Below are 26,267 nucleotides of genomic sequence, written 5' to 3'. Positions count from 1 at the left end.
CCACGCCCCGTCCCGCCCCGAAGGAGACGCGCATGACGACGCTGGACCTCACCCCGGCCCCGGGGGCCGCGCCGCTGGGGCGGATGGTGGCGGCCCAGACCGGCGCGGAGATCCGGGCGACGCTGCGCAACGGCGAGCAGCTCCTGCTCACGATGATCATTCCGGTGCTGCTGCTCGTCGGCCTCTCGACGGCCCCCATCCTGGACCTGGGCGGCGGCTCCCGGATCGACTTCATGGCCCCCGGGGTGCTGGCGCTGGCGGTGATGTCCACCGCCTTCACCGGGCAGGCCATCGCCACGGGCTTCGAGCGCCGCTACGGGGTGCTGAAGCGGCTGGGCGCGACCCCCCTGACGCGGACCGGGCTGATGCTGGCCAAGACGCTCGCGGTGATCGCCGTGGAGGTCGTCCAGGTCGCGGTCGTCTGCGCGGTGGCGCTCGCCCTGGGATGGCGCCCGTCCGGCTCGCCGTTCGCGGTGCTGCTGCTGGTCGTGCTGGGCACCGCCGCCTTCAGCGGCCTGGGCCTGCTGATGGCCGGGACGCTCCGCGCCGAGGCCACGCTCGCCGCGGCGAACCTGGTCTACCTGGTCCTGCTGGCCTGCGGCGGGGTCGCCTTCCCGCTGGAGAGGTTCCCCGAGGCGGTCCGGCCGGCGCTGGAGCTGCTGCCGATCTCCGCGCTCACCGGCGGGCTGCGCGCGGTGCTGGGCGACGGCGCGGGGCCGCCGCTCGCGGCCGTTGCGGTCCTGGCGGCGTGGGCGGCGGTGTCGCTGCTGCTGACGGCGCGGACCTTCCGCTGGGAGTGATCATACTTTTCTCCCCGAAAGAGGGGCAGGGATGATCTTTACCCCCTAGCATCCTCCGGGTGATCATTACCGGGGCGCGACATCACGCCCCCCCGGCGCCGGCGCGACCGGCGCGGAGGTGGCCGGCCCTGGCCGCGGGGATCGTCGCCACGCTCGTCTGCGTCGCGGGCTCCTCCACGGTCTCCCACTCCTCCGACGAGCTCGCCACCCTCAGCGCGGCCCGCCGGAGCGCCGGGGGGCTGTGGGAGCTGGCCCTGCACATCGACGGGCACTTCCTGCCGTACTACGCGTTCATGCACCTGTGGCTGGAGTTCGGGCAGGCCGAGTGGTGGATGCGCCTGCCCTCGGCGCTCGCCGCCGGGGCGGCCACCGCGCTCATCGCCGACCTGGGGCGCCGGCTGAGCTCGTGGCCCGCCGGGCTGGCCGCCGCCGCCGTCCACGTGGCGCTGCCGTCGGTCTCCTACCACGGGCAGAACGCCCGCTCCTACGCGTTCGCCGCCGCGGCCGCGGTCCTGGCCACCTGGGCGCTGCACCGCGCCGTCACCGAGCCGGGGCGGCGCCGGGGGTGGTGGGGGTACGCGGCCGCGGTGGCGCTGCTCGGCTGCACCCAGGTGTTCGCCCTGCTCGTCGCGGCGGCGCACCTGGCGGCGGTCGCCCTGTACGGGCGGAGGGTCCTGCCCAGGACGCTGGCCTGCCTGGCGGCCGGCCTCGTCCCCGGGGCCGTCTGGGCGGTGGTCGGCTTCGCCGAGCGGCACGCGATCAGCTGGATCGCCCTGCCCGGGCCCGACGTGTTCCTGGCACTGCCCAGGATGATCGGCGGCACCGCCCTGGCGGGGGGCGCGCTGCTCCTGCTCGCGGCGGCGGCCCCCTTCCTGCGGCGCCACGGCGCCGACCGGCTCTGGGTCGCGCTGCTGGCCGGCTGGGCCCTCCTGCCGCCCCTGCTGCTGTTCGCGCTGTCCCACCTGATCACCCCGGTCTACGTCGACCGCTACCTGTTCGCCACGGTGCCCGCGTACGCGCTGCTGGCCGGGCTCGCGCTCGCCGCGCTGCCCCGGCCGCCCGCCGGGCTCGTGCTGGCGGGCGTGCTGGCGGCCGGACTGCCCGGTCAGCTCGACGTGCGCGGGGAGGACGGCCACCACGAGAACTACCCCCGGGCGGCGCGTATCCTGGCCGCCGAGGCCCGGCCCGGGGACGCCCTCGTCTACGGGCGCTCCTCGCTGCGGCAGGGCCTGCTGTACTACGGCGGCGGGAATCTGCCCGACGACGTGATGCTCGCCGGCCCGGATCCGCTGCCGGACTCGTTCGGCTACCCCGAGCACGCCGACCTGGCCGCCGCCCTCACCGGGCGCGACCGGGTGTGGGTGATCTGGCGGGGCGGGTCCGAGGCGGCCGCGCGCGTCGGCCGGGTCGCCGTCCTGGAGCGGGAGGGGTTCGCCCGCGTCAGGGCCCGGCGGACGGGCCGGGTGCCGGGCATGACGGTGGCGCTCTACACCCGCTGACGACACGGGGACGCGGGGTGGCGCCGGGCGCGAGGCGACCCGGGGGCCGGGCGACCCGGGGCCGGGCGCGTCTCGGATGACGGACGTTCCCGAGAGGAGACGCCCCACCCAGTAAGGTGTCACCGACCTTTTTGCACCTGAGGAGCGCCGTGACCGCCGAAGCCCTGCACGGGCCCGCAGAACCCTACGAGCCCGGCCCGCCCAGGCCGGGAGCGCTGCTGAGGGCCGCCTCCGACGCCGTACCGCCGTCCGGGCTGGTCCTGCTGGCCATCCTGTCGGTCCAGGTGGGCGCGGGATTCGCCAAGGACCTGTTCGCCCAGCTCTCACCGAGCGCGGTGGTGTTCCTGCGGATCGCCGTCAGCGCGGTGATCCTGGGGGCGATCGCCCGGCCCCGGCTGAGGGGGCTGACGCGGGCGGACCTGGCGGCGGGCGCGGCGTTCGGCCTGACCCTGGGCGTGATGAACCTGTCGTTCTACGAGGCGCTGGCCCGCCTGCCCATGGGGATCGCGGTGGCCATCGAGTTCCTCGGCCCGCTCGGCGTCGCGGTGGCGGCCTCGCGCCGCCGCCTCGACCTGCTCTGGGTGGCGCTCGCCGGATCGGGCGTGGTGCTGCTGGCCCCGTGGGGCGCGGCCACGTCCAGGATCAGCTGGGCCGGGATCGCCTTCGCCCTGGTCGCGGGGGCCTGCTGGGCCGCCTACATCCTGCTGTCGGCCTCGGTCGGCCGTCGCTTCCCCGGGGCGACCGGGCTCTCCCTGGCGATGATCGTCTCCTGCGTGGTGGTCGCCCCCGTCGGGATCTCCTCGGGCGGCGTCGACCTGCTCCGGCCCGAGGTGCTGCTGATCGGCCTGGGGGTGGCCCTGCTGTCGTCGGTGATCCCCTACTCGATCGAGCTGGAGGCGCTGCGCAGGATGCCCAAGCGGGTCTTCGGCATCCTGATGAGCCTGGAGCCGGCGGTGGCCGCGCTGGTCGGCCTGGTGGTGCTGGGCGAGGTGCTCCAGGCGCGCGAGTGGGCCGCGGTCGGCTGCGTGGTCGTCGCGACCCTGGGCGCCACCCGCTCCTCCGGCTGACCCGCGCGGCGCCCCGGCGCCGGGCCGTGGAACCCGCGCCCTCCCCGGGCTCGGCGCCCCCCGGCTCGGCGCCCCCCGGGGGCCCGGCGGGCCCGTGCCCGCGGCGCGGGCGTCAGGGCTCCGCGGAGCCGGCCCAGATGCCCCGGACGTGCTGGATGTGGTGCAGCATCAGCCGTTCGGCGCCGCCGGCGTCCCCGGTCGAGAGCAGGTCCAGCAGGGCGAGGTGCTCGCGGGCGGAGTCGGCGAGCCTGCCGCGCCGCTGGAGGTCGGACAGGCCGTACAGGCGGGCCCGGTTGCGCAGGTCGCGGACCACCTCCACGAGGTGGGAGTTGCCCCCCAGGGCGAGCAGTTCCAGGTGGAAGCGGATGTCGGCGTCGACGTAGGCGAGCAGGTCGCCCCGCTCGGCCGCGTCGACGATCTCCTGCGCCATCGGGCGCAGCGTCTCGAAGGCCCGCGCGTGATCGGCACCGGCCAGTCGCGTCACCGTGGGCACCTCGATGAGCTCGCGGATCTCGGCCAGCTCGTCCAGGTCGCGCTCGGACAGCTCGCTGACGCGGAAACCCTTGTTGCGCACCGCCTCCACCAGGCCCTCCTTGGCCAGGTCGAGCATGGCCTCGCGCACCGGGGTGGCGGAGACCCCGAACTGGGCGGCGAGCAGCGGGGCGGAGTAGACCATGCCGGGCCGCATCTCACCGGTGATCAGGGCCGCCCGCAGCGCGTGGGCCACCTGCTCCCGCAGGCTCTGCCTCTCGCCCACCGCGGGCAGGTCGGGTCGGCCGTCCGCCCTCGAAGCCATACCGGAGCCTCTCCTGTCGACCGCGTCCATGTCCCGGTGGGCGGAACCCGCCACCGTCACATCCTCCCAGGCCGTACGGCCACCGCCGAACCCCCGGGGGCGCCCGGGATCTCGCGCGGGGCACGGGCGCCCCCGGGCGTCCCCGCCAGGCCCGGGTGGGGGCCGGGGCGGGCGCCGTTCCCGCCGCCCCCGCCGGGCCCCGTCAGACCCCCGTCAGACCCCGCCGGGCCCTCGTCAGACCCCGCCGAGGTAGGCCTCGACCACGCGGGGGTCCCGGCGGAGCTCGGCGGCGGACCCGGCGAGCAGGCACGCGCCGTTCTCGATCACGTAGCCGCGGTGCGCGATCCCGAGGGCGGCCGTGGCGTTCTGCTCGACGAGCAGCACCGAGGTCCCCTCGGCGTTGATGCCCGCGATGAGCTCCATGACCGAGGCGACCACCAGCGGGGCCAGGCCCATGGACGGCTCGTCGAGCAGCAGCAGCCGCGGCCCGGTGACCAGCGCCCTGCCGATGGCGAGCATCTGCTGCTCGCCGCCCGAGAGCGTGCCGCCCTGCTGGGTGCGCCGCTCGGCCAGGCGGGGCAGGAGTTCGTAGACCCGTTCGATCCGGCCGCGGACCTCCGCCTGGTCACGGACCAGGTAGCCACCGAGCTGGAGGTTCTCGTGGACGCTGAGCGTGCTGAAGATCCTGCGGCCCTCGGGGACGTGCACCAGGCCGGAGGCGGTGATCCTGTGCGGTTTCCCGCCGGTGATGTTCCGGCCGTCGAAGGTGACCGTGCCGCCGCTGGGGCGCACCAGCCCCGAGACCGCGGACAGCGTGGTGGTCTTGCCGGCGCCGTTGTTGCCGAGCAGGGCCACGATCTCCCCCTGGGCCAGGGAGATGGAGAGCCCGCGCAGGGCGTGCACGCCGCCGTAGTGGACGTCCAGGTCCTCGATCTCAAGCATCGGCGTCGCTCCCGGTCTGCGTGGTGTCCCTCTCCTCGGCGGTGCCCCTCTCCTCGGCGGTGATGTCTCCGCCGAGGTAGGCCTCGATGACGGCCGGGTTCCGCCGGACGTCCTCGGGGCGGCCGTCGGCGATCTCCCTGCCGAAGTTGAGCACCACCACCCTCTCGGAGACCTCCATGACCAGTCCCATGTCGTGCTCGATGAGCACGATGGCCACGCCCAGGGCCTGGATCCGCCGGATCAGGTCGAGCATCTCGGCCTTCTCGCCGTGGTTGAGCCCGGCGGCGGGCTCGTCGAGCAGCAGCAGGTCGGGCTTGCGCGCCAGGGCGCGGGCGATCTCGGTGCGGCGCTGCTCGCCGTAGGGCAGGTTGCGGGCCTGCCCGTACCGGTCGCCGCGCAGGCCGACGAAGTCGAGCCAGTGGTGGGCCTGCTCGGTGCACTCACGCTCGGAACGCCGGTAGCGGGGGGTGTGCAGCAGCGCGTCGAAGACGCTCTGGCGCAGCCACAGGTGCGATCCGGCCCGCACGTTGTCCAGGACCGACAGCTCGCCGAACAGGCGCAGGTTCTGGAAGGTGCGGGCGACGCCGAGGGCGGCCACGGCCGAGGGCCGCAGTCCCGGCAGGTCCTTGCCGCGCAGGGTGATCCGCCCCGCGGTCGGCCGGTAGAACCCGGTGACGCAGTTGAAGGCCGACGTCTTGCCCGCCCCGTTGGGGCCGATGACCGAGACGATCTCCGCCTCGTCCACCGAGAACGTCAGGCCGTCGATGGCCGTCACCCCGCCGAAGGTCAGGCGCAGGTCGGTCACGCTCAGCAGGCTCACGGGACCTCCTTGGAACGGGCGGGCCACAGCCCCTGCGGGCGCAGCAGCATGAAGGCGATGAGCAGGACCCCGAACAGGAAGTAGCGGTAGTCGGCCAGGTCGCGCAGGATCTCCGGCAGGACGCTGATCACGACGGCGCCCACCACGACGCCGGAGACCGAGCCCATGCCGCCGAGCACCACGGCCATCAGCACCAGGGCCGACGCCAGGAAGGTGAAGCTGCCCGGGGAGATGGCCGAGAGCTGCGCGGCGAACAGCACCCCGGCCAGGCCGCCCCAGACCGCGCCGGCGATGTAGGCGGCGAGCTTGACCCGGTAGGTGTGCACGCCCATCGCCTCGGCGGCGTCCTCGTCCTCGCGGACGAACCGCCAGGCCCGGCCCAGCCGGGAGCGGCCCAGCCGCGCCGAGCCGAGGACCGCCAGCGAGACGACGGCCACGGTGACGTAGTAGAAGACCGCTGGGTTCTCCACCAGGGTCGGGATGCCGTAGATGCCCGACGGGCCGCCGGTGACGTCCAGGTTGTTGGCGGTGATCCGGATGATCTCGCCGAAGCCGAGCGTCACGATCGCCAGGTAGTCGCTGCGCAGACGCAGCGTGGGCGCGCCGATGACGATCCCGGCGATGACGGTGACCACGATCACCGCCGGCACCGTGGCGATCAGCGGCAGGTCGAACCGGGTGGCGAGCACGCCGCTGGTGTAGGCGCCGACCGCGAAGAAGGCGACGTATCCCAGGTCGAGCAGGCCGCAGTAGCCGACCACGATGTTCAGCCCGGCCGCGAGCATCACGGCGATGGCCGCGCTGGTCATGACCGACAGCGCGTACGGGCTGGCGTTGACGAAGGGCGCGAGCAGCGCGATCAGCAGGCCGGCGAGCCCGGCCCACCTGTTCTGCATCAGCTTCGACGCCCGGCTGGGGGGACGGTCCGTGCCGCGGCGGCGGACCTTGGTCGCGGCCGTCACACCCGCTCCGTGACGCGTTCGCCGAGCAGGCCGGTGGGCCGCACGGTCAGGAACAGGATCAGCACCCCGAACGCGAACACGTCGCGCCACTCGCCGCCCAGCCAGAACGTGCCGAACGACTCCAGCAGCCCGAGCAGCAGCCCGCCGAGCATGGTGCCCGGGATGTTGCCGATGCCGCCGATGACCGCCGCGGTGAAGGCCTTGAGGCCGATCAGGAAGCCCATCAGGAAGTCGATCTTGCCGTAGTAGGCCCCGGCCATCACGCCCGCGGCCCCGGCCAGGGCCGAGCCGATGAAGAAGGTGCGCGAGATCACGGCGTTGACGTCGATGCCCATCAGCGCGCTGGTGCGCGGGTCCAGCGCGATGGCCCGCATGGCCCGGCCCTGCCGGGTGCGGGTGACCAGCAGGTTGAGCCCGGCCATCAGCACCACCGCCACCGCGATCAGGGCGAGCTGCTGCAGGGTGATCCGGGCGCCGAGGATCTCGATCGAGGTGCCGCCCAGGCGTACCGGGTAGACCCGCGGGTCGGCCCCGGCCACGGCGCGCATCCCGTACTCCAGGGCGAAGGAGGCGCCCACCGCGGTGATCAGCAGGGACAGGCGGGGGGCGCGGCGGAGCGGGCGGTAGGCGATCCGCTCCAGCGCGACCCCGGCCAGGCCGGTGAGCGCCATGGTCGCCAGCAGGACCGCGAGCAGCAGCGGCAGCGCCATGGAGGAGGTCACGCCGCCGACCGCGCCGAGGATGGCGAAGCCGGCGAACGCGCCCAGCATGTACAGGTCGCCGTGGGCGAAGTTGAGCAGCTTGATGATCCCGTACACCATGCTGTAGCCCAGGGCCACCAGGGCGTAGAACGAGCCGACGAAAAGGCCGTTCCAGACGAGCTGCGTCATCGCGCCGCCCGCTTCGCCAGCGGGCGGTCCGGGCCGCCGTGCCCGCCGCTGCCGCCGTTGCCGCCGCTCGTGCCCGGACGCCGGTGCCTGCCCCGGTAGCCGTCGGGCGACCGCTCCCCCGGGGTCTCCGGGCGGGCGTCGTTCTCGCCGCCCGGCGCGCTCCCGCGGGCCGCGGCGTCGCCGCCGCGGGCCCCGGGCGAGGTGTTCCCGGTCACTTGAGGGAGTCCTGAAGGGCGAAGGCGTCGTCCTTCACGACGAGGATCTGGAACCCGCCGTTGGCCAGGGTGTGCTCGGGGGTGAACTTCAGCGGCCCGGAGAACATCGAGAAGCCGTCGACGGCCTCCAGGGCGGCGATCACCTTGGTGCCGTCGGTGCCGCCCGCCTTGGTGACCGCCTCGGCGGCCAGCCGCACCGCGTCGTAGGCCTGGTTGGAGTACGGCCCGGGGTCGGTGCCGAACTTCTTCTTGTACGCGTCGATCCAGCCCTCGGCGCCTTCCAGCGTGTCGGGGGTCTGGGTCATCGTGGCGTAGAGGCCCTCGGCGGCCTCGTCACCGGCGATCTCGATCAGCTTGGGCGAGACCGAGCCGTCGCCGACCATGATGGAGCCCTTGTAGCCGGCCTGCCGGAGCTGGCGGGCGATCAGGCCGCCCTCCTGGAAGTAGCCGGTCCAGTAGACGAAGTCGGGCTTCTTGGCCAGCACGTTGGTGATGTTGGCGCTGTAGTCGCTCTCCTTGGGGGTGACCGCCTCGGTGATGACCGCCTCGGCCCCGTCGGGAGCCTTCAGCAGGGTCTGGGTGCGCAGCGCGATGTCCTTGGAGTAGCTGGTGTTGTCGTGCATCAGCGCGACGCTCTTGGAACCCTGCTTGGCGATCCACTTCTCGGCGGCCTCGGCCTGCTGGGAACCGGTGCCGTTGATCAGGAAGACGTGCTTGAGCTTCTGGTCCACCAGCTCCTGGGAGTTGGCGGCCGGAATGATCATCGGGATGCCGGCCTTGCCGAAGATCGGCAGGGTGGGTAGCGTCGCCCCGGAGCAGTAACCGCCCACGGAGACGTCGATCCCCTCGGTGACCAGCTTGTTGGCACCGGCCGCCGCCGACTGGGCGTCACAGGCGTCGTCGGCGGTCTTCAGCTGGAGCTGGCGGCCCAGCACGCCGCCCTTGGCGTTGATCTCGTCGATCGCGAGCTGTGCCGCGTTGCTCATGTAGGGACCGATGGCGGCCTCGCTGCCCGACTGCGGGACCAGCATGCCGAGCACGATCGGCTCGTCCTTCTTGCCGGCCGCCTGGCCGCCGCCGTCTTCGCCGCCACCGAGCAGCCCCTGGCCACATCCGGTGACCAGGAGACCGAGAACGGCCAGCGACGTGAAGGACTTCAGGGGGATGGCGCGCATTGCCGCTCCTCACATCTGGTGATGTGTGACATTGCATGGCCAAGTGAAGGACAACGTCAAGGGCCGAAATAAGACCGTTAGCGTTAAGTGGCCGTTTCCCCGCGCAACCCTCCCGACCGGCACGAACCACCTCTTCGGCGGTTCGGGGGGAGGGCCCGCCCCGGCCCCGCCCCGGCCCCGGCGCGGCGGGTTCCGGTCTATTCGGCCAGGGCGGTGACCAGCCGCGCGACCAGCGCGCGCGTCTCCTCGAAGGAGGCGTCGCGCAGGGCGGGGCTGTCGAGGAGTGAGCGCATCACGCCCATGCCGAGCAGCAGCGCGCCCACCAGCTCGGCCCGCAGGGCGGGGTTCTCACCGCCCATCCGCTCGGCGAAGCCGGGCAGGTAACCCTCGCAGATCTGCGTACGCAACTGGTCGCGGATGGCCGGGCGTCCCGCGGAGCGCAGCATCACCAGAAGCGGGTGCTCACCGTCGAACTGCTCCCAGTCGGCGAAGACGACGTCGTGCAGCAACGCGTCGGCGAGGTGGGCGAGCGGGCGCGCCGGGTCGTCCGCGAGGCCGGCCGGGATCTCCACGCGCACGGCCTCCTCGTGGAGCCGCTCCTTCGAGCCGAAGTAGCGGAAGACCAGCGCCGGGTCGACGCCCACGTCGGCCGCGATCTCACGTACACCCGTGCCGTCGAAGCCCTGCCGGGCGAAGCGCAGGCGGGCGGCGTCGAGCAGCGCGGCGCGGGTGGCGGCCCTGTCGCGGCGTTTCGGTTGTTCCATGAAATCATCATAAGTCATCGAACGTTGACTTAGCGAGCCGTAGCGCCCTACCCTTTCGGTCATCGACCGATGACTTGCGGGAGGGCTCGGGGATGCGCACATATGTGATCACCGGTGGTACGGACGGCATGGGCAGGGAGCTGGGGCTGCGCCTCCTGCGGCGCGGGGACGCCGTGATCGCCGTGGCCAGCGGGGAGGCCCGGGGGCGCGCCTTCCTCGCCGAGGCACGCCGGTCCGGGGCCGGGGACAGGGCCGTGTTCCTCCGGGCCGACCTGAGCACCGTCGCGGGCATGCTGCGGGTGGTCGAGGAGGTGACGGCGACCACCGGGGCCGTGGACGGGCTGGTGTTCGGGGCCCAGCGTTTCCGCCCGGTGCGCGAGGAGACCGCGGACGGGCTGGAGTTCACCTTCGCGCTCGCCTACCTGAGCCGCTTCGTGATCGGCCACGGCCTGATGGGCCGTCTGGAGCGCGCCGAGGCGCCCGTGGTGATGAACATCGCCGGACCCGGCGGCCTGCCGGGCCGCGTCAACTGGGACGACCTGCAGTGGCGAGAGGGCTACACGGGGATGCGCGCGGCGATGCAGGCCTCCCGCTGCAACGACCTGCTCGGGGCGGCCTTCCCCGCCCGCCATCCGGCCGCCCGCACGCGTTACGTCCTCTACAACCCCGGCTTCGTGAGGACGGGCATGGCCGATCCGCTGCCGCAGCCCGCGCGTACCGTCACCAAGGCGCTCGCCCGGCTCTTCGCGACGCCGGCCGCGAAGGCGACGGTGCCGATCGCGGCACTGCTGGACGCCGCGCCGGAACCCCCCGTCACCGCCTACACGCGCGGCAGGCCGCTGCCCCTGACCGGTGAGGACTTCGACCCGGCCGCCGCGGCACGCCTCGACCGTGTCACGAGGGACCTGCTCGGGAGGATCACCGGGTGACGGCCGGTGGCGGGCGGGGACGGGCAGGGACGGCGGGCGGTGGCGGGCGGTGGCGGGCGGGGACGTCCGGGGACGGGCGGGGACCCCTCGCGGGACGGGCGGGCGGTCAGAGCAGGAAACCGGCCGGGAACGGGTCGGAGGGGTCGAGGAAGTACTGCGCGGTGCCGGTGATCCACGCCCGCCCGGTGACGGTCGGGACCACCGCGGGCAGGTCCGCCACCCGGGTCTCCTCCACCAGCCGCCCGACGAACCGGGTGCCGATGAACGACTCGTTCACGAAGTCGGCCCCCAGCGGAAGCTCCCCCCTGGCGTGCAACTGGGCCATCCTGGCGCTGGTGCCGGTGCCGCACGGCGAGCGGTCGAACCAGCCGGGGTGGATCGCCATCGCGTGCCTCGAGTGCCGGGCGTCGGAGCCCGGCGCGGTGAGGTGCACGTGGTGGCAGCCCCGGATGGCCGGGTCCAGCGGGTGGACGGGCTCGTCCTGCTCGTTGATCGCCCGCATGACGGCCAGGCCCGCGTCCAGGATCTCCTGCTTGTGCGAGCGCTCGAACGGCAGGCCCACGGACTCGATCGGCAGGATCGCGTAGTGGTTTCCGCCGTAGGCGAGGTCGTAGACGACCTCGCCGATGCCGGGCACCCGGACCACGCGGTCCAGGCCCACGCTGAAGGAGGGCACGTTGGTGATGGTCACCTCGACGGCGGCGCCGTCGCAGACCCGCACCTCGGCGACCACCAGCCCGGCGGGGGTGTCCAGCCGGATGACGGTGACCGGCTCGACGACCTCGACCATCCCGGTCTCGACGAGGACGGTGGCGACCCCGATGGTGCCGTGCCCGCACATGGGCAGGCAGCCCGACACCTCGATGTAGAGCACCCCGTAGTCGGCGTCGGGCCGGGTGGGAGGCTGCAGGATGGCGCCGCTCATCGCCGAGTGGCCGCGCGGCTCGTACATGAGCAGGGTCCGGACGTGGTCCATCCTCGCCAGGAAGTGCTCGCGCCGCTCGGCCATGGTCGCGCCCGGGATGACCCCCACCCCTCCGGTGATCACCCGCGTGGGCATGCCCTCGGTGTGGGAGTCCACCGCGTGGAAGACCCTCTTCGTTCTCATGGACGCTCCTCGCGGGAGGGCGCCCCCGTCCCGGACCTGGCGGGGGCCGGTCCGGCGGGGACGCGGAGGGACGGGGTCATCGCAGGCCCTCGGCCAGCGCCTTCTCGGTGTCCGCGCGCACGGCGGCCTCCTGCTCGCCGACGAGCGCGAGCCTGGGCGGGCGGCACGGGCCGCCGCGACGCCCGGCCAGGTCCATGGAGAGCTTGATCGCCTGTACGAACACCGGCCGGGAGTCCCAGCGCAGCAGCGGGTGCAGCGCGCGGTAGAGGGGCAGCGCGGTGGCCATGTCCCCCTCGGCGGCCGCCCGGTACAGCGCCACGGTCGAGACGGGCAGCGCGTTGGGGTACCCGGCGACCCAGCCGACCGCGCCGGCGGTGACCAGCTCGAGCATCACGTCGTCGGCCCCGACGAGCACGTCCAGGCCGGGGGCGAGCTCGGCGATCTCGTAGATCCGGCGGACGTCGCCGCTGAACTCCTTGACCCCGACGATCAGGCCCTCGCCGTACAGCGTGGCCAGCAGGCGGGGGGTGAGGTCGACGCGGGTGTCGAAGGGGTTGTTGTAGGCCACCACCGGCAGGCCCGCCGCGGCCACGTGCCGGTAGTGCTCCACCACGGTCCGCTCGTCGGCGCGGTAGGCGTTCGGCGGGAGCAGCATCACCGCACGGCATCCGGCCTCACCGGCCTGCTCGGCCCAGCGGCGGGCCTCCAGGGAGCCGTACGCCGCGACCCCCGGCATCACCCGGTCCCCGCCCACGGCCGCCACGGCGGTCTCCACGACCGAGGCGCGCTCCTCGGGGGTCAGCGTCTGGTACTCCCCCAGCGACCCGTTCGGCACGACGCCGTCGCAACCGGAGTCGACCAGCCACCGGCAGTGCTCGCCGTAGCCGTCCAGGTCGACGGAGAGGTCCTCGTTCAGGGGCAGCGCGGTGGCCACCGTCACTCCGTGCCAGGGTTTCACGCGGGTCGTCATGATTCGTCCTTCCGGTGGGGGTCGGGCTCGCCGTGGGGGTCGAGATCGTCCTGGGGGTCGGGCTTCCCGTGGAGGCCGGGCTCGCCGTGGGGGGCGGGCTCGTCCTGGGGGCCGGGCGGGTGAGGGTCGGCCCGCGTCGCCAGGGCGCCGAGCCGGATCGGGTGGGCGATCGGGCGCCGGGCCGGGGCGGGGTCCTCACCGGCCAGGCAGGAGATCGCGTAGCCGCAGATCCGGCCCTGGCACCAGCCCATCCCCGGCCGCGCCAGCAGCTTGACGGAACGGGCGTCGGCGGCGCCCATGGCCTGGGCCTCGCGTACGGCCGACAGGGGCACCTCCTCGCAGCGGCAGACGAGCGTGTCGTCGTGGAGCCAGTCCTGCCAGCCGGGCCGTACCGGGTACGCCTCCTGCAGGGCGCGCGCGAAGGCGGCGAGCCGCTCCCTGCGGCGGGTCAGCGCGGGGTCGGGCGACACCGGACCGGCCGGGGCGGTGGGGCGGCCCAGGTCGGCGGCCGCGGCGCGTCCCGCCAGGCGGCCCTCCACCTCGGCCAGGGCGGCGCCGCCGACGCCGGTGCTCTCCCCGGCCGCGTACACGCCGGGCACGCTGGTGCGCATGCCCGCGTCCACCGCGACGACCGCGCCGCCGTCGTGGTCGCGGCGGGTGGCGCAGCCGAGCTGGACCGGCAGGTCGAGCTGGGGGACGAAGCCGTAGCCGACGGCCAGGGTGTCGCACTCGACGGTCCTCGTCGCGACCGGCCGCCAGCCGTCGTCCAGGGTGGCGACGGTGACGTGGGTCAGCGCGTCCCGGCCGTGCGCGGCGACCACCGCGCGGCGCCCGCGGTACGGGATCCGGTGGCGGGCCAGGCGTGCGGCGTACCCCAGGGCCTCCCCCGCCCGGCCCGCCGCGAGCAGCGGGTGCGCGGCCAGCCCGAACCCGCTGTTGGCCTCGTACACGCCGAGCACGCGGGCCCCCGCGTCCGCCAGGCCGGCGGCGACCGGGAGCAGGAACGGGCCGGTGCCGGCGACCACGATCCTGCGCCCGGCGAGGACCAGGTCCCCCTTGAGCAGGGCCTGCGCCGCCCCCGCGGTGAGCACGCCCGGCAGGTCCCAGCCGGGGAAGGGCAGCGGCCTGTCGTACGCGCCGGTGGCGATCAGCAGGGCGCGCGCGGTCACCGTGCGGGGCCGCTCCTCGCGGTCCCCCTCCAGGCAGTGGAGGGTGATCGTCCCCCCGGTGCGCCCGGCCGCCCACACCCGGTGGCGCAGCAGCACCTCGGCCCGTTCGCCGAGCAGTTCCCAGCGGCGGGTGAACCCGTCGAGGCCGTGCCCCGACGTGTGCAGCGCGCCGGGCCGGGCGGCGTTGAACCCCTCGGCGGGGCGCCGGAAGTACTGGCCGCCGGGTCTGGCCGCGCCGTCGAGCAGGACCACGTCGAGCCCGGCCAGGGCGGCGGTGAGCGCACCGGCGACCCCGGCGGGGCCGGCGCCGACGACGGCCAGGTCGTGGATCCGCGTCACGGGCCGCCCACCGTCCCTCCCTCTTCGCTCTCCCCCTCGTCACCGGCGGCGGCGTCGTCGGTGCCATCGGTGACGTCGGTCGCGTCGGTGCCGACGGTGGCGTCAGTGCCGGTGGTCACCCGGTCCTCGGGGCGGGCCTCGGTCAGGCAGGCGCGCAGGGAGGGCACGCCGTTCACCGTGACCAGGCAGTCGAAACAGACCCCGATGCCGCAGAACAGCCCGCGCGGGCGCCCGCCGAACCGGGTGGTCCGCCAGGAGCGGATGCCCGCGCCGTGCATGGCGGCGCCGATCGTCTGGCCGGGGACCACCGGGACACCGGCGCCGTCCACGCTGATCTCGAACTCCGGCTCGGGCCGCGCCCGCACCAGTTCGTACGGCCCCCTCATCGCACGTCCCCGGCGCGAGCGCCGTTCCCCACAGCGCGGTTCCCCACGGCGCCGTTCCCCACGGGGACACCTCCCACGGGGACACCTCCCACGAGGTCACCTCTCAAGGGGGCACCGCTCACGGGGTCACCTCCGGCGGGGTTCACGACGCCTCCTCGATGAAGCGGTCCGGGCGGAAGGGGGTGAGATCCAGCTCGGGACGGAGCCCCGCCAGGAGCCGGGCGATCAGGTGGCCGGTGGCCGGGGCCAGGCCGATGCCCGCGCCCTCGTGGCCGCAGGCGTGGTAGAGACCTCGCGCCCGGGGATCCTCCCCGATCACCGGCAGGTGGTCGGGGCAGTAGGGGCGGAACCCGCAGTAGGCGCGGATCGCCCGGTAGTCCGCCAGCGCCGGGAACAGCTCCACCGCCTGGCGGGCGAGGCGTTCGAGCACCGGGATCGAGACCGTGCGGTCGAAGCCGACCCGCTCCCGGCTGGCGCCGATGAGCACGGGCCCGGACGGGGTGCTCTCCACCACGGCGGAGGTCTCCAGCCCGGCGGAGTCGCTGGCCACCGCGGTGACGTAGGCGGCGGTGTAGACCTTGTGCCGGACGAGCGGCCCGGCGAGGGGCTCGGTGACCAGGATGAACCCCCTGCGGGGCAGGATCGGGACGTGTACCCCGGCCAGGGCGGCGATCTCGCCGCCCCAGGTGCCCGCGGCGTTGACCACGGCCCCGGCGAGGATCTCGCCCTGGTCGGTGGCGACGCCGGCGATCCGGTCGCCCCGGCGGACGAAACCGGTCACCGTGACGCCGGTACGCAGCATCAGGGCGCCGTGGCCGAACCGTTCGGCGCCCAGCCGGATGAGCCCGGCCGCCGCCAGCATGGGGTGGACCTGGGCGTCCTGCGGGTAGAACACGCCCCCGGCGAATCCCTTGGCCAGGTGGGGCTCGTAGTCGTGCAGCTCTCCGGGACCGGCGAGGACGTGCTCGACGCCCTGCGCGACGGCCAGGCCGGTGAGCGCCTCCAGGACCTCGTCCGTCTCGGCGACCACCAGGCCGCCCTTGGCCTCGAACTCGAACCCGCCGCCGGGACGGGACCCGCCCTCCGGCAGGTCCCCGGCTCCGATTCCCGTCTCGGCCCCGGTCCCCGTTCCGGCCCCGCCCCCGCTTCCGGCACCGGCTCCTTGCGCGCCCCCGGCCAGGTCGCGCCAGAGACGGTTGGAGAGCAGCGCCAGGTCCAGCTCGGGTCCCGGCTCCTTGTCGGAGACCAGGATGTTGCCCTCACCGGCCCCGGTCGTGCCGCCCGCCACGGGTCCGCGGTCGACGACCACCACGTCGAGTCCGGCACGGGCGGCGTAGTAGGCGCAGGCGGCGCCGACGACCCCGGCCCCGATGACCACCACGTCCGGCATGTCCCACCTCGCTCCCGCAGCCCGGATCCGTCAGTACTATGTCACATACCTTTAAACGGATCAATGCACCAAATCAGACATTACGGGGGGCGCGTTCGCCTCCCCGTCGTCCCCCCGCCCGGCCGGTTCCACCGCCGCCCCGGCGAGCCCGCCACGGCCCGGTGAAGGCCGTGGCCCGGTGAAGGTCACGGGTGGGGCCGAAGGACCGACCGGGAGGCCGGCGGGAGGAGCGGGGAGGCCGGCGGGGAGGGACCGGAGCCGCCGGGGCCCGTCACGGGACCGCCCACCTGGCCGCCTACCATATGAGCCGTGAAGCACCTCCTCGCCCTGGCCGACCGGCGCCTCCTGAGCGCCGCGCGGATCGTGGGGCCGCCCACCCTGCCCACCGTGCACCGCTGGGCGCTGGCGGCGGTGGTCGTCAACGTCCTGATCACCGTCACGGGCGCGGCGGTGCGGGTCACCGGTTCGGGGCTGGGCTGCCCGACCTGGCCCCGGTGCACCCCGGAGAGCTTCGTCCCGAGCGCCCACGACGAGATCTCGCCGATCAACATGGCGATCGAGTTCGGCAACCGGCTGCTCACCTTCGTGGTGCTGCTCGTCGCGGTGGCCTGCCTGCTGGCCGCGCTGCGGCTGCTCCCCCGGCGCCGCGACCTGGTCCTGCTGGCCTGGCTGCAGCCGGTCGGCGTGGCCTTCCAGGGGGTCTGGGGCGGTCTGGTGGTGCGCAGCGCGCTCAACCCGGTCACCGTGAGCGTGCACTTCCTGGTCTCCATCGGCATGACCGCCGCGGCGTACGCGCTGTACGCGCGTTCCCGGGCGCGGGTGCCCGCCACCGGGCACGAGGCCCCCGAGCGGCCGGTCCGCCGCGAGGTCCGCGCGCTCGCCTGGGCCTTGCTGGCCTCGGTGTTCGTCCTGGTCGTCGCGGGCGTGGTGGTGACCGGAACCGGTCCGCACTCCGGCGACGAGATGGCCTCCCGGTTCGGCTTCGACATCGAGACCGTGGCACGGATCCACGCCGACATCGCCTACGTGGCGGTCGGCCTCACCTTCGCGCTGGCGTTCGCGCTGCACATCACCGGTGCCTCCGGGCGCGCCCGCCGGGCCGCGTGGACGCTGCTGGCCGTGGAGGCGGCCCAGGGCGTCGTCGGCTACGTCCAGTACTTCACGGGCGTGCCCGCGGCCCTGGTCAACCTGCACGTGCTCGGGGCCTCCCTGGTCTGGGTCTGCGCCCTGCGGGTGCTGTTCGCGACCCGTCCGCACGCCCCGGCGGAGCCCGCCGGGACCGACGACGCCGACCGGCTCGACCGCGTCCCCGCCTGACCCGCGGCCCCCTGCCCGCCCGTCCCGTGGCCCCGCCTGACCCGGCGGGTTCGACCCCGCCCCCGTACGGCCGGGAGAATGGCCGGATGCCACCGTCACGGCGGACTCTCCGCCTCTGCTACCAGGGCGCCGTGCTGTTGAGCGTCCTGGCGATCGGACCGCTGACCTGGGCCTGGCTGGCCAGTTCCGGACACCGCCTGGTGGCCGGCTCCTCCCCCGGCTGGACGGCCGGCGTGCCCCGGGCGCCGGTGGCGCTGGTGCTGGGGGCCGCGGTCTTCGGGGGCACCCCCTCCGCCATGCTGGCCAGGCGGCTGGACGTCTCCGCCGAGCTGTACCGGGCGGGCAGGGTCGAGGCGATCCTGCTCTCGGGCGACAACGGCCGGGCGGGGTACGACGAGCCGACCGTGATGCGCGACTACCTGCTCGCCCGCGGGATCCCCGGCCGCGCGCTCGTCCTCGACCACGCGGGCTTCGACACGTGGGACTCCTGCGTGCGGGCCCGTACCGTGTTCGGCGCCACCCGGCTCACCGTGGTCACCCAGGTCTTCCACCTGCCCAGGGCCGTCGCGCTCTGCCGCACCGCGGGCCTGGAGGCCTTCGGCGTGGGCGACGACTCGTCACGACGGTGGGCCTCCACCACCTGCGCCTACGCTGCCCGCGAGTTCGCCGCCGCCGCCAAGGGGTTCCTGGACTCCGTGATCCTGGACTCCCCTGCCGTCTTCCCCGGGCCGCGTGAGACCACCCTGGAGACGGCGCTGCGGTCGGGGTGAGCGCGCCCGGCCGCTACGGCGTCCCGCCCGGCCGGCGCCGTTCCCGCCACGGACCCGGCCCGTACGCCGGCGCCGGCCCGCCCCGGCCGGGAGGCGGCGGAGGGGGCACGGCCGGGAACCGCGCGCGGGAGGCGGCCATGCACTCCAGCAGCGCCCGCTGCTCGGTGTTGAAGGTGGCCTCGTCGATCACGTGCCCCCTGGCCCGCTCGTGGAGCAGGCCCAGCTCCGTCGCGGCGAGCTGGTAGTCGCTCATCGCCCGCGATCCGGCCCGCCCGCCGTTCGCCTTGGCCCACTGCCTGGCGTGACGGCGTCCGGGCAGGGAGGAGAGCATCGCGACGTCGGCGGAGGAGACCAGTCCCGTCGCCCAGTAGGCGGGCAGGTAGGCCTGGATGAGCCCGATGATGCGCTTGCGGTCGCGGAAGACGATCCAGATCAGGACGAACAAGACGACCATCAGCAGCACGTAGGCGATGGCCAGGCCGAGGATGCCGACGTAGGAGGCGAAGCCGTTCCAGATGCCGTGCAGCAGCATCGCGCCGATCCACCCGGCGGCGATGACGAGGATCCGGCCCGGTCCGCGGCGCTGCGCCGCGTAGGCCACCGCGACGCCGATCATCGAGGTGAACAGCGGGTGCGCGAACGGCGACAGGACCCCGCGCAGCACGACGGTCACCGCCAGGCCCTGCGCGCCCATCTCGTCGAGCGCGGCCACGTAGTAGCTGACGTTCTCGCTCATGGCGAAGCCGAGGCCGACCATGCAGGCGTAGATGATGCCGTCGGTGGGACCGTCCAGCTCGGCGCGCCTGAACCTGAGCAGGCCCAGCAGCACCAGGCCCTTCATCGTCTCCTCCACCACGGGGGCGCCGAAGGTGGCGGTGAGGCTGCGCGCGTAGTCGTAGCCGAGCTGGACGGTGCTCTCCAGGTAGATGAGGTTGAAGGAGTTGATCACCCCGGCGAACAGGACGGCCACCCCCGCGCCCCAGGCGAACGCGAAGATCAGGTTGCCGCGCGGCTCCGGTTCGATCCGGTCCAGCGCCAGCACCGCGGCCAGCAGCACCGGGACGGGCGCCAGCGCCAGCACGAGCGCGATGAAGAAGTAGACCGGGTCGCCGTTCAGCACGTCGAAGGAGAGCGACACCAGGCCACAGAGCCCGGTCGCCACGAGCCCGGCGATCAGGGAGCGCGACGGGCGGTCCCTGAGCACCCATCGGGGGTCACGGCTGGACATGTGGCAACCGTAACCGCTGGGGCGCACACCGCGGTTCAGACAGGGGGAATCCACCTCCGGCGTCGGAGATCGGCCGGACGCGGGTCACCGGGTGGATCACCGGACGGCGGATCGTCCGGCGGCGGGGCCCCCACGCCCTGCCGACGGTCCGGTGACCCCGTACGGCCTCCCGGAATTCCGTGACCATACCGGGTGACGGGCCGTCTCCGCGAGCGGATCCGCGATCCCGGCGCCGCCGGCCATCGGTGATCATGAACGCCCCTCCCCCGGCACGGTCCGCCCCGCCCCTTGCGGATCCTGCCCTCCGGGCACCCGGGTGAAGCCGGCGCGTCCCGGCGAATCCGGGGGATCCCCGTCCTTTCCCGGCGCCCCGCCCCTTGCGTGTCACCGCCCGGGGCGACCGGTCACGCCCCCCGTCCCGAGGCCCTCGGGGCACCGGGGGTGCGACACCGGGGGTGCGCCACGGGCCCCGCGGCGTCGCGGGACGGCTCAGACGAACATCGAGTCGATCGCCACGGCCAGGAAGAGCAGGGCCAGGTAGGCGTTGGACCAGTGGAAGAAGCGCATCGGGCGCAGGTCCACCCCGGTCTTGCCGGCGTTGACCCGTCCCAGGAGGCGGTGCACCTCCCACAGGCAGGCGGCGCCGAGGACGAGGGCGACCGCCGGGTAGAGCAGGGTGGTGCCGGCCACCGGCCACAGCAGCAGCGAGCAGAGCACGGTGGCCCAGGTGTAGGCGATGCTCTCCAGCACCACGCGGCGCTCGGTGGCGACCACCGGCAGCATGGGGACCTTGGCGGCGGCGTAGTCCTCCTTGTAGCGCATGGCCAGGGTCCAGGTGTGCGGCGGCGTCCAGAAGAACACCACGCCGAAGAGCACCACGGGCGCCCAGGCGAGGCCGCCGGTGACGCCGGCCCAGCCGATCAGCACCGGCATGCATCCGGCGAGCCCGCCCCACACCACGTTCTGGGAGGTCCGCCTCTTGAGGATCATCGAGTAGACCAGCACGTAGAACAGGTTCGCGGCCAGCGACAGGCCCGCGGCGAGCCAGTTGACCGTCAGGCCGAGCCCCAGGGTGGACAGCACCCCCAGCACGATCCCGAAGATCAGCGCGTTGGCGGGCGGGACCAGGTGGCGGGCCAGCGGCCGGCGCCGGGTGCGGCGCATGGCCGCGTCGATGTCGCGGTCGATGTAGCAGTTCAGCGCGTTGGCGCTGCCGGCCGACAGGGTGCCGAAGAGCAGCGTGTTGACCGCGACCCACAGCGGCGGCAGCCCCTTGGCCGCCAGGAACATCACCGGCAGCGTCGTGATCAGCAGCAGCTCGATGATCCGCGGCTTCGTCAGGGCCACGTACGCCTTGACGACGTCGCCGAGGGAGCGGGACGCGCCCGCCGTGTGCGGGGTCGCGCCCGGCTCGCGCGGGGCCGTCGATTGCTTCTCGGTGAGCACCATCTAAGGCGCTTCCAGCACGTGCGGGGTCAACGCGTAACCTCTGATTAGAGCGGATCCGTGAATGCGGGCACCAGCCAGCCTTGAGGACTCACTGTAGTTGCAGGGGGGGCCGGTCCTGGCACGGGGTACGGAAGCGGCACGGCGCGCCATCCCCCGGGGGAGGCGTCCGCGCCGGTCACGGATCCCGCGGGCCCGCCCCCGGGGAACGCCCGCGCCGCACCGGCGCGGGCGGATCAACGGGTCCCGCGGGGCGCCCCGGGGACGTCCGCGCCGCACCGGCGCGGACCGATCGCCGATTCCGCGGCCTCGCCCGGGAAACGTCCGCGCCACGACGGCACGGCCGAAACCGTTAGGGTCCGGTGTGGGCGGGAAATAGCCAGACCGGTGCCATCATCACACGATTAAAGATCCGGAGATCGAGCACTTGAGCAGTGAACTCGTGCCAACCCTTGAATGGAGCGACCTGGACCGCCGCGCGGTCGACGTCGTACGGGCTCTGGCCATGGACGCGGTTGAGAAGGCGGGCTCGGGACACCCGGGCACCGCGATGAGTCTGGCGCCCGCCGCCTACCTGCTGTTCCAGCGGGTCATGCGGCACGACCCGTCGGATCCCTCCTGGACGGGCCGTGACCGGTTCGTCCTGTCGGCCGGGCACAGCAGCCTGACCCTCTACATCCAGCTCTACCTGTCGGGCTACGGCCTGAGCCTGGACGACCTCAAGGGGTTGCGCCAGTGGCAGAGCCTGACCCCCGGCCACCCCGAGCACGGCCACACCGCGGGCGTGGAGACCACCACCGGCCCGCTGGGACAGGGTCTGGGCAACGCGGTGGGCATGGCGATGGCCGCCCGCCGCGAGCGCGGCCTGTTCGACCCGGACGCCGCGCCGGGCACCAGCGTGTTCGACCACAACATCTGGTGCATCGCCTCCGAGGGCGACATCGAGGAGGGCATCAGCCACGAGGTCAGCGCGCTCGCCGGCCACCAGAAGCTGGGCAACCTGACCGTCGTCTTCGACAGCAACCACATCTCGATCGAGGACGACACCCAGATCGCGCTGAGCGAGGACGTCGTCGCGCGCTACGACGCCTACGGCTGGCACACCCAGACCGTCGACTGGACGCAGACCGGCGACTACGTCGAGGACGTCCAGGCGCTGCACCAGGCCCTGGAGGCCGCCCGCGCCGAGACCGGCAGGCCGTCGTTCATCCGGCTGCGCACGATCATCGGCTGGCCCGCGCCGAACAAGAAGAACACCGGCAAGATCCACGGCTCGGCGCTGGGCGCCGAGGAGGTCGCCGCCACCAAGAAGGTCCTCGGCCTGGACGTCGAGAAGGACTTCCAGGTCCCCGCCGACGTGCTGGGGCACGCCCGCGAGGTCGTCGAGCGCGGCCGCGCCGCCCGCGCCGACTGGAACGCCCGCTACGAGAGCTGGCGCGAGGCCGAGCCCGAGCGCGCCGCCGAGTTCGACCGCATCTCCTCCCGGCGGCTGCCGGCGGGCTGGAGCGAGGCGCTGCCGACGTTCGAGATCGGCTCCTCGGTCGCCACCCGCAAGGCCTCGGGCGAGGTGCTCAGCAGCCTCGCGCCGGTGCTGCCCGAGCTGTGGGGCGGCTCGGCCGACCTGGCCGAGTCCAACAACACCACGATGAAGGGCGAGCCGTCCTTCATCCCCGAGGAGTTCCAGACCAAGGACTTCCCGGGCCACCCCTACGGCCGCACCCTGCACTTCGGCATCCGCGAGCACGGCATGGGCGCGATCCTGAACGGCATCGCGCTGCACGGCGGCACCCGCCCCTACGGCGGCACGTTCCTGGTCTTCAGCGACTACATGCGCCCGGCGGTGCGGCTGGCGGCGCTGATGAAGCTGCCGGTCACCTACGTGTGGACGCACGACTCCATCGGCCTGGGCGAGGACGGCCCGACCCACCAGCCCATCGAGCACCTGTGGGCGCTGCGCGCGATCCCGGGCCTGGACGTGGTCCGCCCGGCCGACGCCAACGAGACGGCCGCCGCCTGGCAGGTCGTGCTGGAGCACCACGACCGCCCGGCCGCGCTGGCGCTGACCCGGCAGAACCTGCCGGTCTACGAGGGCACCCGGGACGCCACCAAGGTCGCCCGCGGTGGCTACATTCTGCAGGACGCCTCCGACGGCCAGCCGTCGGTGCTGCTGATCGCCACCGGTTCCGAGGTCGAGCTGGCCGTCGAGGCGCGAAAGCTCCTGGAGGCCGAGGGCATCACCGCCCGGGTCGTGTCGATGCCGTGCGTGGAGTGGTTCCAGGCCGAGGACGCGGCCTACCGCCAGTCGGTGCTGCCCCCCTCGGTGAAGGCGCGCGTCGCCGTCGAGGCGGGAATCCCGCTGGGCTGGCGCGAGTTCGTGGGAGACGAGGGCGTGATCCTGGGCCTGGACCACTTCGGTGCCTCGGCCCCCTACCGCACCCTGTACGAGCAGTTCGGGCTGACCGCCGAGCGCGTGGCCGCCGCCGCCAAGGCGACCCTCGCCAAGACCGGAGCCGACAAGGGCGAGACGACGGGAAACTGATCATGAGTGAGATTCTCAGGAAACTGTCCGAGCAGGGCGTCTCCATCTGGCTGGACGACATCAGCCGCGAGCGCCTGCGCACCGGCAACCTCCAGGAGCTGATCCGCGACCGGCACGTGGTCGGCGTCACGTCCAACCCGACGATCTTCGCCTCGGCGCTGAGCAAGGGCGACGCCTACGACCAGCAGATCCACGACCTGAAGATCCGCGGCGTGGACGTCGAGGAGGCGGTGCGCGCCATCACCACCTACGACATCCGCTGGGCCGCCGACGTGCTCAGGCCGGTCTACGAGAGCGGCGGCCGGACCGACGGCCGGGTCTCCATCGAGGTCGACCCGCGCCTGTCGAAGGACACCGACAAGACCGTCGCCGAGGCGCGCGCGCTGTGGTGGCTGGTCGACCGGCCCAACCTGTTCATCAAGATCCCCGCCACCGTCGAGGGCCTGTCGGCGATCACCCAGGTGATCGCCGAGGGCATCAGCGTCAACGTCACGCTGATCTTCTCCCTGGAGCGCTACCGCGCGGTCATGGACGCCTGGATGACCGGTCTGGAGCAGGCCAAGGCCAAGGGCCTGGAACTGGGCGGCATCGAGTCGGTGGCCTCGTTCTTCGTCAGCCGGGTGGACGGCGAGATCGACAAGCGGCTCGATGCGATCGGCACCCCCGAGGCGTCGGCCCTCAAGGGCAAGGCCGCGCTCGCCAACGCCCGCCTGGCCTTCGCCGCCTTCGAGGAGGTCGTCGCCTCGGACCGCTGGAAGGCGCTGGCCGAGGCCGGGGCCCGTCCGCAGCGCCCGCTGTGGGCCTCCACCGGGACCAAGAACCCCGACTACCCCGACACGCTCTACGTCGACCAGCTCGTCACCTCCGGCACGGTCAACACGATGCCGGAGAAGACCCTCGAGGCCACCGCCGACCATGGCAAGATCGACGGCGACACGATCCGCTCCTCCTACGAGGAGGCGTGGAACACCATGGCCGCCCTCAAGGAGGTCGGCATCGACTACGACGACGTCGTCGGCTTCCTGGAGACGGACGGCCTGGACAAGTTCGAGGCCTCCTGGACCGAGCTGCTGGCGACCGTCTCCGCCGAGCTGAAGAAGGCGTGAGGGAGCACATGTCAGTGTCCGTGACGTTCGGTGAGGACGATCTCACCGAGCTTGCCGCCGAGACCGCGGGGCGCCTGGCCGCCGAGGGCGTTCCCCAGGCGCTGGCCTCCGGCGACCCCACCCTGTGGGGGGCCGAGGCCCAGGCCGAGGCGGCCGTCCGCCTCGGCTGGCTGAACCTGCCGCACACCAGCCGGGAGCTGCTGCCCGAGATCGGCGCGCTGGTGAGCAGGGCCCGCGCCGAGGGCCTGGACCACGTGGTCCTGGCCGGCATGGGCGGCTCCTCCCTGGCCCCGGAGGTCATCACGGCCTCCGACGACGTGCCGCTGACCGTGCTCGACACCACCGACCCCGGCCAGGTGCGCCGGGCGCTGGCGGACCGGCTGGAGAGCACGATCGTGGTCGTGGCCAGCAAGAGCGGCGGCACCGTCGAGACCGACAGCCACCGGCGGATCTACGAGAAGGCCTTCCGCGACGCCGGGATCGACCCGGTGAGCAGGATCGTCGTCGTCACCGACCCGGGCTCGCCGCTGGAGCACAGCGCCCGCGAGGCCGGCTACCAGGTGTTCCTGGCCGACCCGAACGTCGGCGGGCGCTACAGCGCGCTGACCGCGTTCGGCCTGGTGCCCAGCGCGCTGGCCGGGGCCGACGTCGAGCGGCTGCTCGACGACGCCGCCGAGGTGCTGCCGCTGCTGTCGCGCACCGAGGGCAACCCCGGCCTCGACCTCGGCGCCGCCCTGGGGGCCGCCGCGGCGGCCGGGCGCGACAAGCTGGTCATCGAGGACGGGCTGTCGGAGATCAACGGCCTGCCCGACTGGATCGAGCAGCTCGTCGCCGAGTCCACCGGCAAGTCCGGCAGGGGCATCCTGCCGGTGGTGGGCGCCGACCCGGGCGACGCCGAGGACGAGCTGCTCGCCGGGATCGACACCGACGGCGTGGTGACCGTGGCCGGGCCGCTGGGCGCGCAGTTCCTCGTCTGGGAGTACGCCACGGCCGTGGCCGGGCGGGTGCTGGGCATCGACCCGTTCAACCAGCCGAACGTGTCGGAGTCCAAGGAGAACACCGCCGCGCTGCTCGACCGGGCCGAGCTGCCGCTCGGCACGCCGATCCTGGTGGACGGCCCGGTGGAGGTCTACGGCGAGCTGCCCGGGGAGGGCGAGGCCAAGGACCTCTCCGACGTGTTCACCCGGCTGCTGGAGGCGATCCCCTCCGACGGCTACCTCGCGGTGATGGCCTACCTGGACCGCGAGGCCGCCTTCGACGCCCCCTACGCCGAGGGCGCCTCGTTCGAGGAGATGACCGACGTGTGGAGCGGGGCCGACGCGGCCACGCTGCGCGGGATGCTCGCCATCCGCACCGACCGCCCGGTCACCTTCGGCTGGGGCCCCCGCTTCCTGCACTCCACCGGCCAGTACCACAAGGGCGGCCCGCAGAACGGCGCGTTCCTGCAGATCACCGGTGCCGTGGAGAACGATCTCGAGGTGCCCGGCAAGCCGTACACCCTGGGCCGGCTCCAGCTCGCCCAGGCGCTCGGCGACCTGGGAGCGCTGACCGGCCGCGGGCGTCCCGCCGTACGGCTGCACCTGACCGACCGCGTCGCGGGCGTCGCACGCCTGCTGGCCGCCGCCAGGGAGGTCTGATGG

At 73.8% G+C, this 26,267-nt stretch carries 24 protein-coding genes; 9 read left to right on the top strand and 15 right to left on the bottom strand.

From position 1 onward, the window contains the following. Nucleotides 1-32: 32 nt before the first annotated feature. From AB0G16_RS13855 to AB0G16_RS13845, 3 genes are all read left to right on the top strand, one after another. The gene (locus AB0G16_RS13855; RefSeq protein ID WP_362803762.1) at nt 33-800 is read left to right on the top strand and encodes an ABC transporter permease; all 768 of its coding nucleotides are present in this window, start codon (nt 33-35) and stop codon (nt 798-800) included. 59 nt (nt 801-859) lie between these two features. After that, nucleotides 860-2,299, top strand: coding sequence for a glycosyltransferase family 39 protein (locus AB0G16_RS13850; protein ID WP_362803760.1), 1,440 nt, complete (start codon nt 860-862; stop codon nt 2,297-2,299). Between the two features lie 149 nt (nt 2,300-2,448). After that, entirely contained in the window at nt 2,449-3,366 is a 918-nt protein-coding gene (locus tag AB0G16_RS13845) for a DMT family transporter (protein ID WP_362803757.1), read from the top strand. A gap of 112 nt (nt 3,367-3,478) precedes the next feature. Here AB0G16_RS13845 and AB0G16_RS13840 read toward each other — a convergent pair whose 3' ends face one another. The 8 genes from AB0G16_RS13840 to AB0G16_RS13805 form a co-directional block, all read right to left on the bottom strand. Next, entirely contained in the window at nt 3,479-4,162 is a 684-nt protein-coding gene (locus tag AB0G16_RS13840) for a GntR family transcriptional regulator (protein ID WP_362803754.1), read from the bottom strand. A gap of 234 nt (nt 4,163-4,396) precedes the next feature. Then, the gene (locus AB0G16_RS13835; RefSeq protein ID WP_362803751.1) at nt 4,397-5,104 is read right to left on the bottom strand and encodes an ABC transporter ATP-binding protein; all 708 of its coding nucleotides are present in this window, start codon (nt 5,102-5,104) and stop codon (nt 4,397-4,399) included. Next, entirely contained in the window at nt 5,097-5,924 is an 828-nt protein-coding gene (locus tag AB0G16_RS13830; protein ID WP_362803748.1) for an ABC transporter ATP-binding protein, read from the bottom strand. The genes AB0G16_RS13835 and AB0G16_RS13830 overlap by 8 nt, the downstream gene beginning before the upstream one ends. Beyond that, nucleotides 5,921-6,886 (bottom strand): branched-chain amino acid ABC transporter permease, encoded by a 966-nt coding sequence (locus AB0G16_RS13825; protein ID WP_362803745.1) that lies wholly within the window; start codon nt 6,884-6,886, stop codon nt 5,921-5,923. The genes AB0G16_RS13830 and AB0G16_RS13825 overlap by 4 nt, the downstream gene beginning before the upstream one ends. Then, the gene (locus tag AB0G16_RS13820) at nt 6,883-7,776 is read right to left on the bottom strand and encodes a branched-chain amino acid ABC transporter permease (RefSeq protein WP_362803742.1); all 894 of its coding nucleotides are present in this window, start codon (nt 7,774-7,776) and stop codon (nt 6,883-6,885) included. The genes AB0G16_RS13825 and AB0G16_RS13820 overlap by 4 nt, the downstream gene beginning before the upstream one ends. Continuing rightward, nucleotides 7,773-7,991, bottom strand: coding sequence for a hypothetical protein (locus AB0G16_RS13815; protein WP_362803740.1), 219 nt, complete (start codon nt 7,989-7,991; stop codon nt 7,773-7,775). The genes AB0G16_RS13820 and AB0G16_RS13815 overlap by 4 nt, the downstream gene beginning before the upstream one ends. Beyond that, a complete protein-coding gene (locus tag AB0G16_RS13810) occupies nt 7,988-9,166 on the bottom strand; it encodes a branched-chain amino acid ABC transporter substrate-binding protein (RefSeq protein ID WP_362803738.1) in 1,179 nt (392 codons plus the stop codon). The genes AB0G16_RS13815 and AB0G16_RS13810 overlap by 4 nt, the downstream gene beginning before the upstream one ends. A gap of 197 nt (nt 9,167-9,363) precedes the next feature. Next, a complete protein-coding gene (locus tag AB0G16_RS13805; protein WP_362803735.1) occupies nt 9,364-9,930 on the bottom strand; it encodes a TetR family transcriptional regulator in 567 nt (188 codons plus the stop codon). A gap of 92 nt (nt 9,931-10,022) precedes the next feature. On the opposite strand from AB0G16_RS13805, the gene AB0G16_RS13800 reads away from it, so the two are divergent. Further along, on the top strand, nt 10,023-10,859 hold the full coding sequence (locus AB0G16_RS13800; protein WP_362803732.1) for an SDR family NAD(P)-dependent oxidoreductase: 837 nt from the start codon (nt 10,023-10,025) through the stop codon (nt 10,857-10,859). Between the two features lie 106 nt (nt 10,860-10,965). Here AB0G16_RS13800 and AB0G16_RS13795 read toward each other — a convergent pair whose 3' ends face one another. From AB0G16_RS13795 to AB0G16_RS13775, 5 genes are all read right to left on the bottom strand, one after another. Beyond that, nucleotides 10,966-11,967, bottom strand: coding sequence for a proline racemase family protein (locus AB0G16_RS13795; RefSeq protein WP_362803729.1), 1,002 nt, complete (start codon nt 11,965-11,967; stop codon nt 10,966-10,968). 76 nt (nt 11,968-12,043) lie between these two features. Continuing rightward, nucleotides 12,044-12,937, bottom strand: a complete 894-nt coding sequence (locus AB0G16_RS13790) for a dihydrodipicolinate synthase family protein (RefSeq protein WP_362803726.1) — start codon at nt 12,935-12,937, stop codon at nt 12,044-12,046. Continuing rightward, nucleotides 12,934-14,445 (bottom strand): FAD/NAD(P)-binding oxidoreductase, encoded by a 1,512-nt coding sequence (locus AB0G16_RS13785; RefSeq protein WP_362803723.1) that lies wholly within the window; start codon nt 14,443-14,445, stop codon nt 12,934-12,936. Before AB0G16_RS13785 ends, AB0G16_RS13790 begins: the two co-directional genes overlap by 4 nt. Then, the gene (locus tag AB0G16_RS13780; RefSeq protein ID WP_362803720.1) at nt 14,442-14,831 is read right to left on the bottom strand and encodes a (2Fe-2S)-binding protein; all 390 of its coding nucleotides are present in this window, start codon (nt 14,829-14,831) and stop codon (nt 14,442-14,444) included. The genes AB0G16_RS13785 and AB0G16_RS13780 overlap by 4 nt, the downstream gene beginning before the upstream one ends. A 142-nt stretch (nt 14,832-14,973) precedes the next feature. Further along, nucleotides 14,974-16,221 (bottom strand): FAD-dependent oxidoreductase, encoded by a 1,248-nt coding sequence (locus AB0G16_RS13775; RefSeq protein WP_362803717.1) that lies wholly within the window; start codon nt 16,219-16,221, stop codon nt 14,974-14,976. 309 nt (nt 16,222-16,530) lie between these two features. Here AB0G16_RS13775 and AB0G16_RS13770 point away from each other — a divergent pair, with 309 nt between their 5' ends. Beyond that, a complete protein-coding gene (locus AB0G16_RS13770) occupies nt 16,531-17,538 on the top strand; it encodes a COX15/CtaA family protein (protein WP_362803714.1) in 1,008 nt (335 codons plus the stop codon). Nucleotides 17,539-17,624: 86 nt separating this feature from the next. Then, on the top strand, nt 17,625-18,308 hold the full coding sequence (locus AB0G16_RS13765; RefSeq protein ID WP_362803711.1) for an ElyC/SanA/YdcF family protein: 684 nt from the start codon (nt 17,625-17,627) through the stop codon (nt 18,306-18,308). A 13-nt stretch (nt 18,309-18,321) separates the two neighbouring features. Here AB0G16_RS13765 and AB0G16_RS13760 read toward each other — a convergent pair whose 3' ends face one another. Further along, on the bottom strand, nt 18,322-19,536 hold the full coding sequence (locus AB0G16_RS13760; protein ID WP_362803708.1) for a PrsW family intramembrane metalloprotease: 1,215 nt from the start codon (nt 19,534-19,536) through the stop codon (nt 18,322-18,324). A 489-nt stretch (nt 19,537-20,025) separates the two neighbouring features. Continuing rightward, nucleotides 20,026-20,985 (bottom strand): heme o synthase, encoded by a 960-nt coding sequence (locus tag AB0G16_RS13755; protein WP_362803705.1) that lies wholly within the window; start codon nt 20,983-20,985, stop codon nt 20,026-20,028. A 502-nt stretch (nt 20,986-21,487) separates the two neighbouring features. Here AB0G16_RS13755 and tkt point away from each other — a divergent pair. From tkt to AB0G16_RS13740, 3 genes are read left to right on the top strand one after another with little or no spacing between them, the layout of a single operon-like run. Beyond that, on the top strand, nt 21,488-23,521 hold the full coding sequence (gene tkt / locus AB0G16_RS13750) for a transketolase (protein ID WP_362803916.1): 2,034 nt from the start codon (nt 21,488-21,490) through the stop codon (nt 23,519-23,521). A 2-nt stretch (nt 23,522-23,523) separates the two neighbouring features. Then, nucleotides 23,524-24,627 carry a transaldolase gene (tal, locus tag AB0G16_RS13745; RefSeq protein WP_362803702.1) on the top strand — a complete coding sequence of 368 codons (1,104 nt, stop codon included), beginning with the start codon at nt 23,524-23,526 and terminating at the stop codon, nt 24,625-24,627. 8 nt (nt 24,628-24,635) lie between these two features. Next, nucleotides 24,636-26,264 carry a glucose-6-phosphate isomerase gene (locus AB0G16_RS13740; protein ID WP_362803699.1) on the top strand — a complete coding sequence of 543 codons (1,629 nt, stop codon included), beginning with the start codon at nt 24,636-24,638 and terminating at the stop codon, nt 26,262-26,264. Nucleotides 26,265-26,267: the final 3 nt, after the last annotated feature.

Source organism: Streptosporangium sp. NPDC023615, assembly GCF_040640155.1.
Classification (GTDB): domain Bacteria; phylum Actinomycetota; class Actinomycetes; order Streptosporangiales; family Streptosporangiaceae; genus Streptosporangium.
The sequence above is the reverse complement of the archived record's forward strand: the minus strand, read 5'-3'. Positions and strand labels throughout refer to the sequence as shown.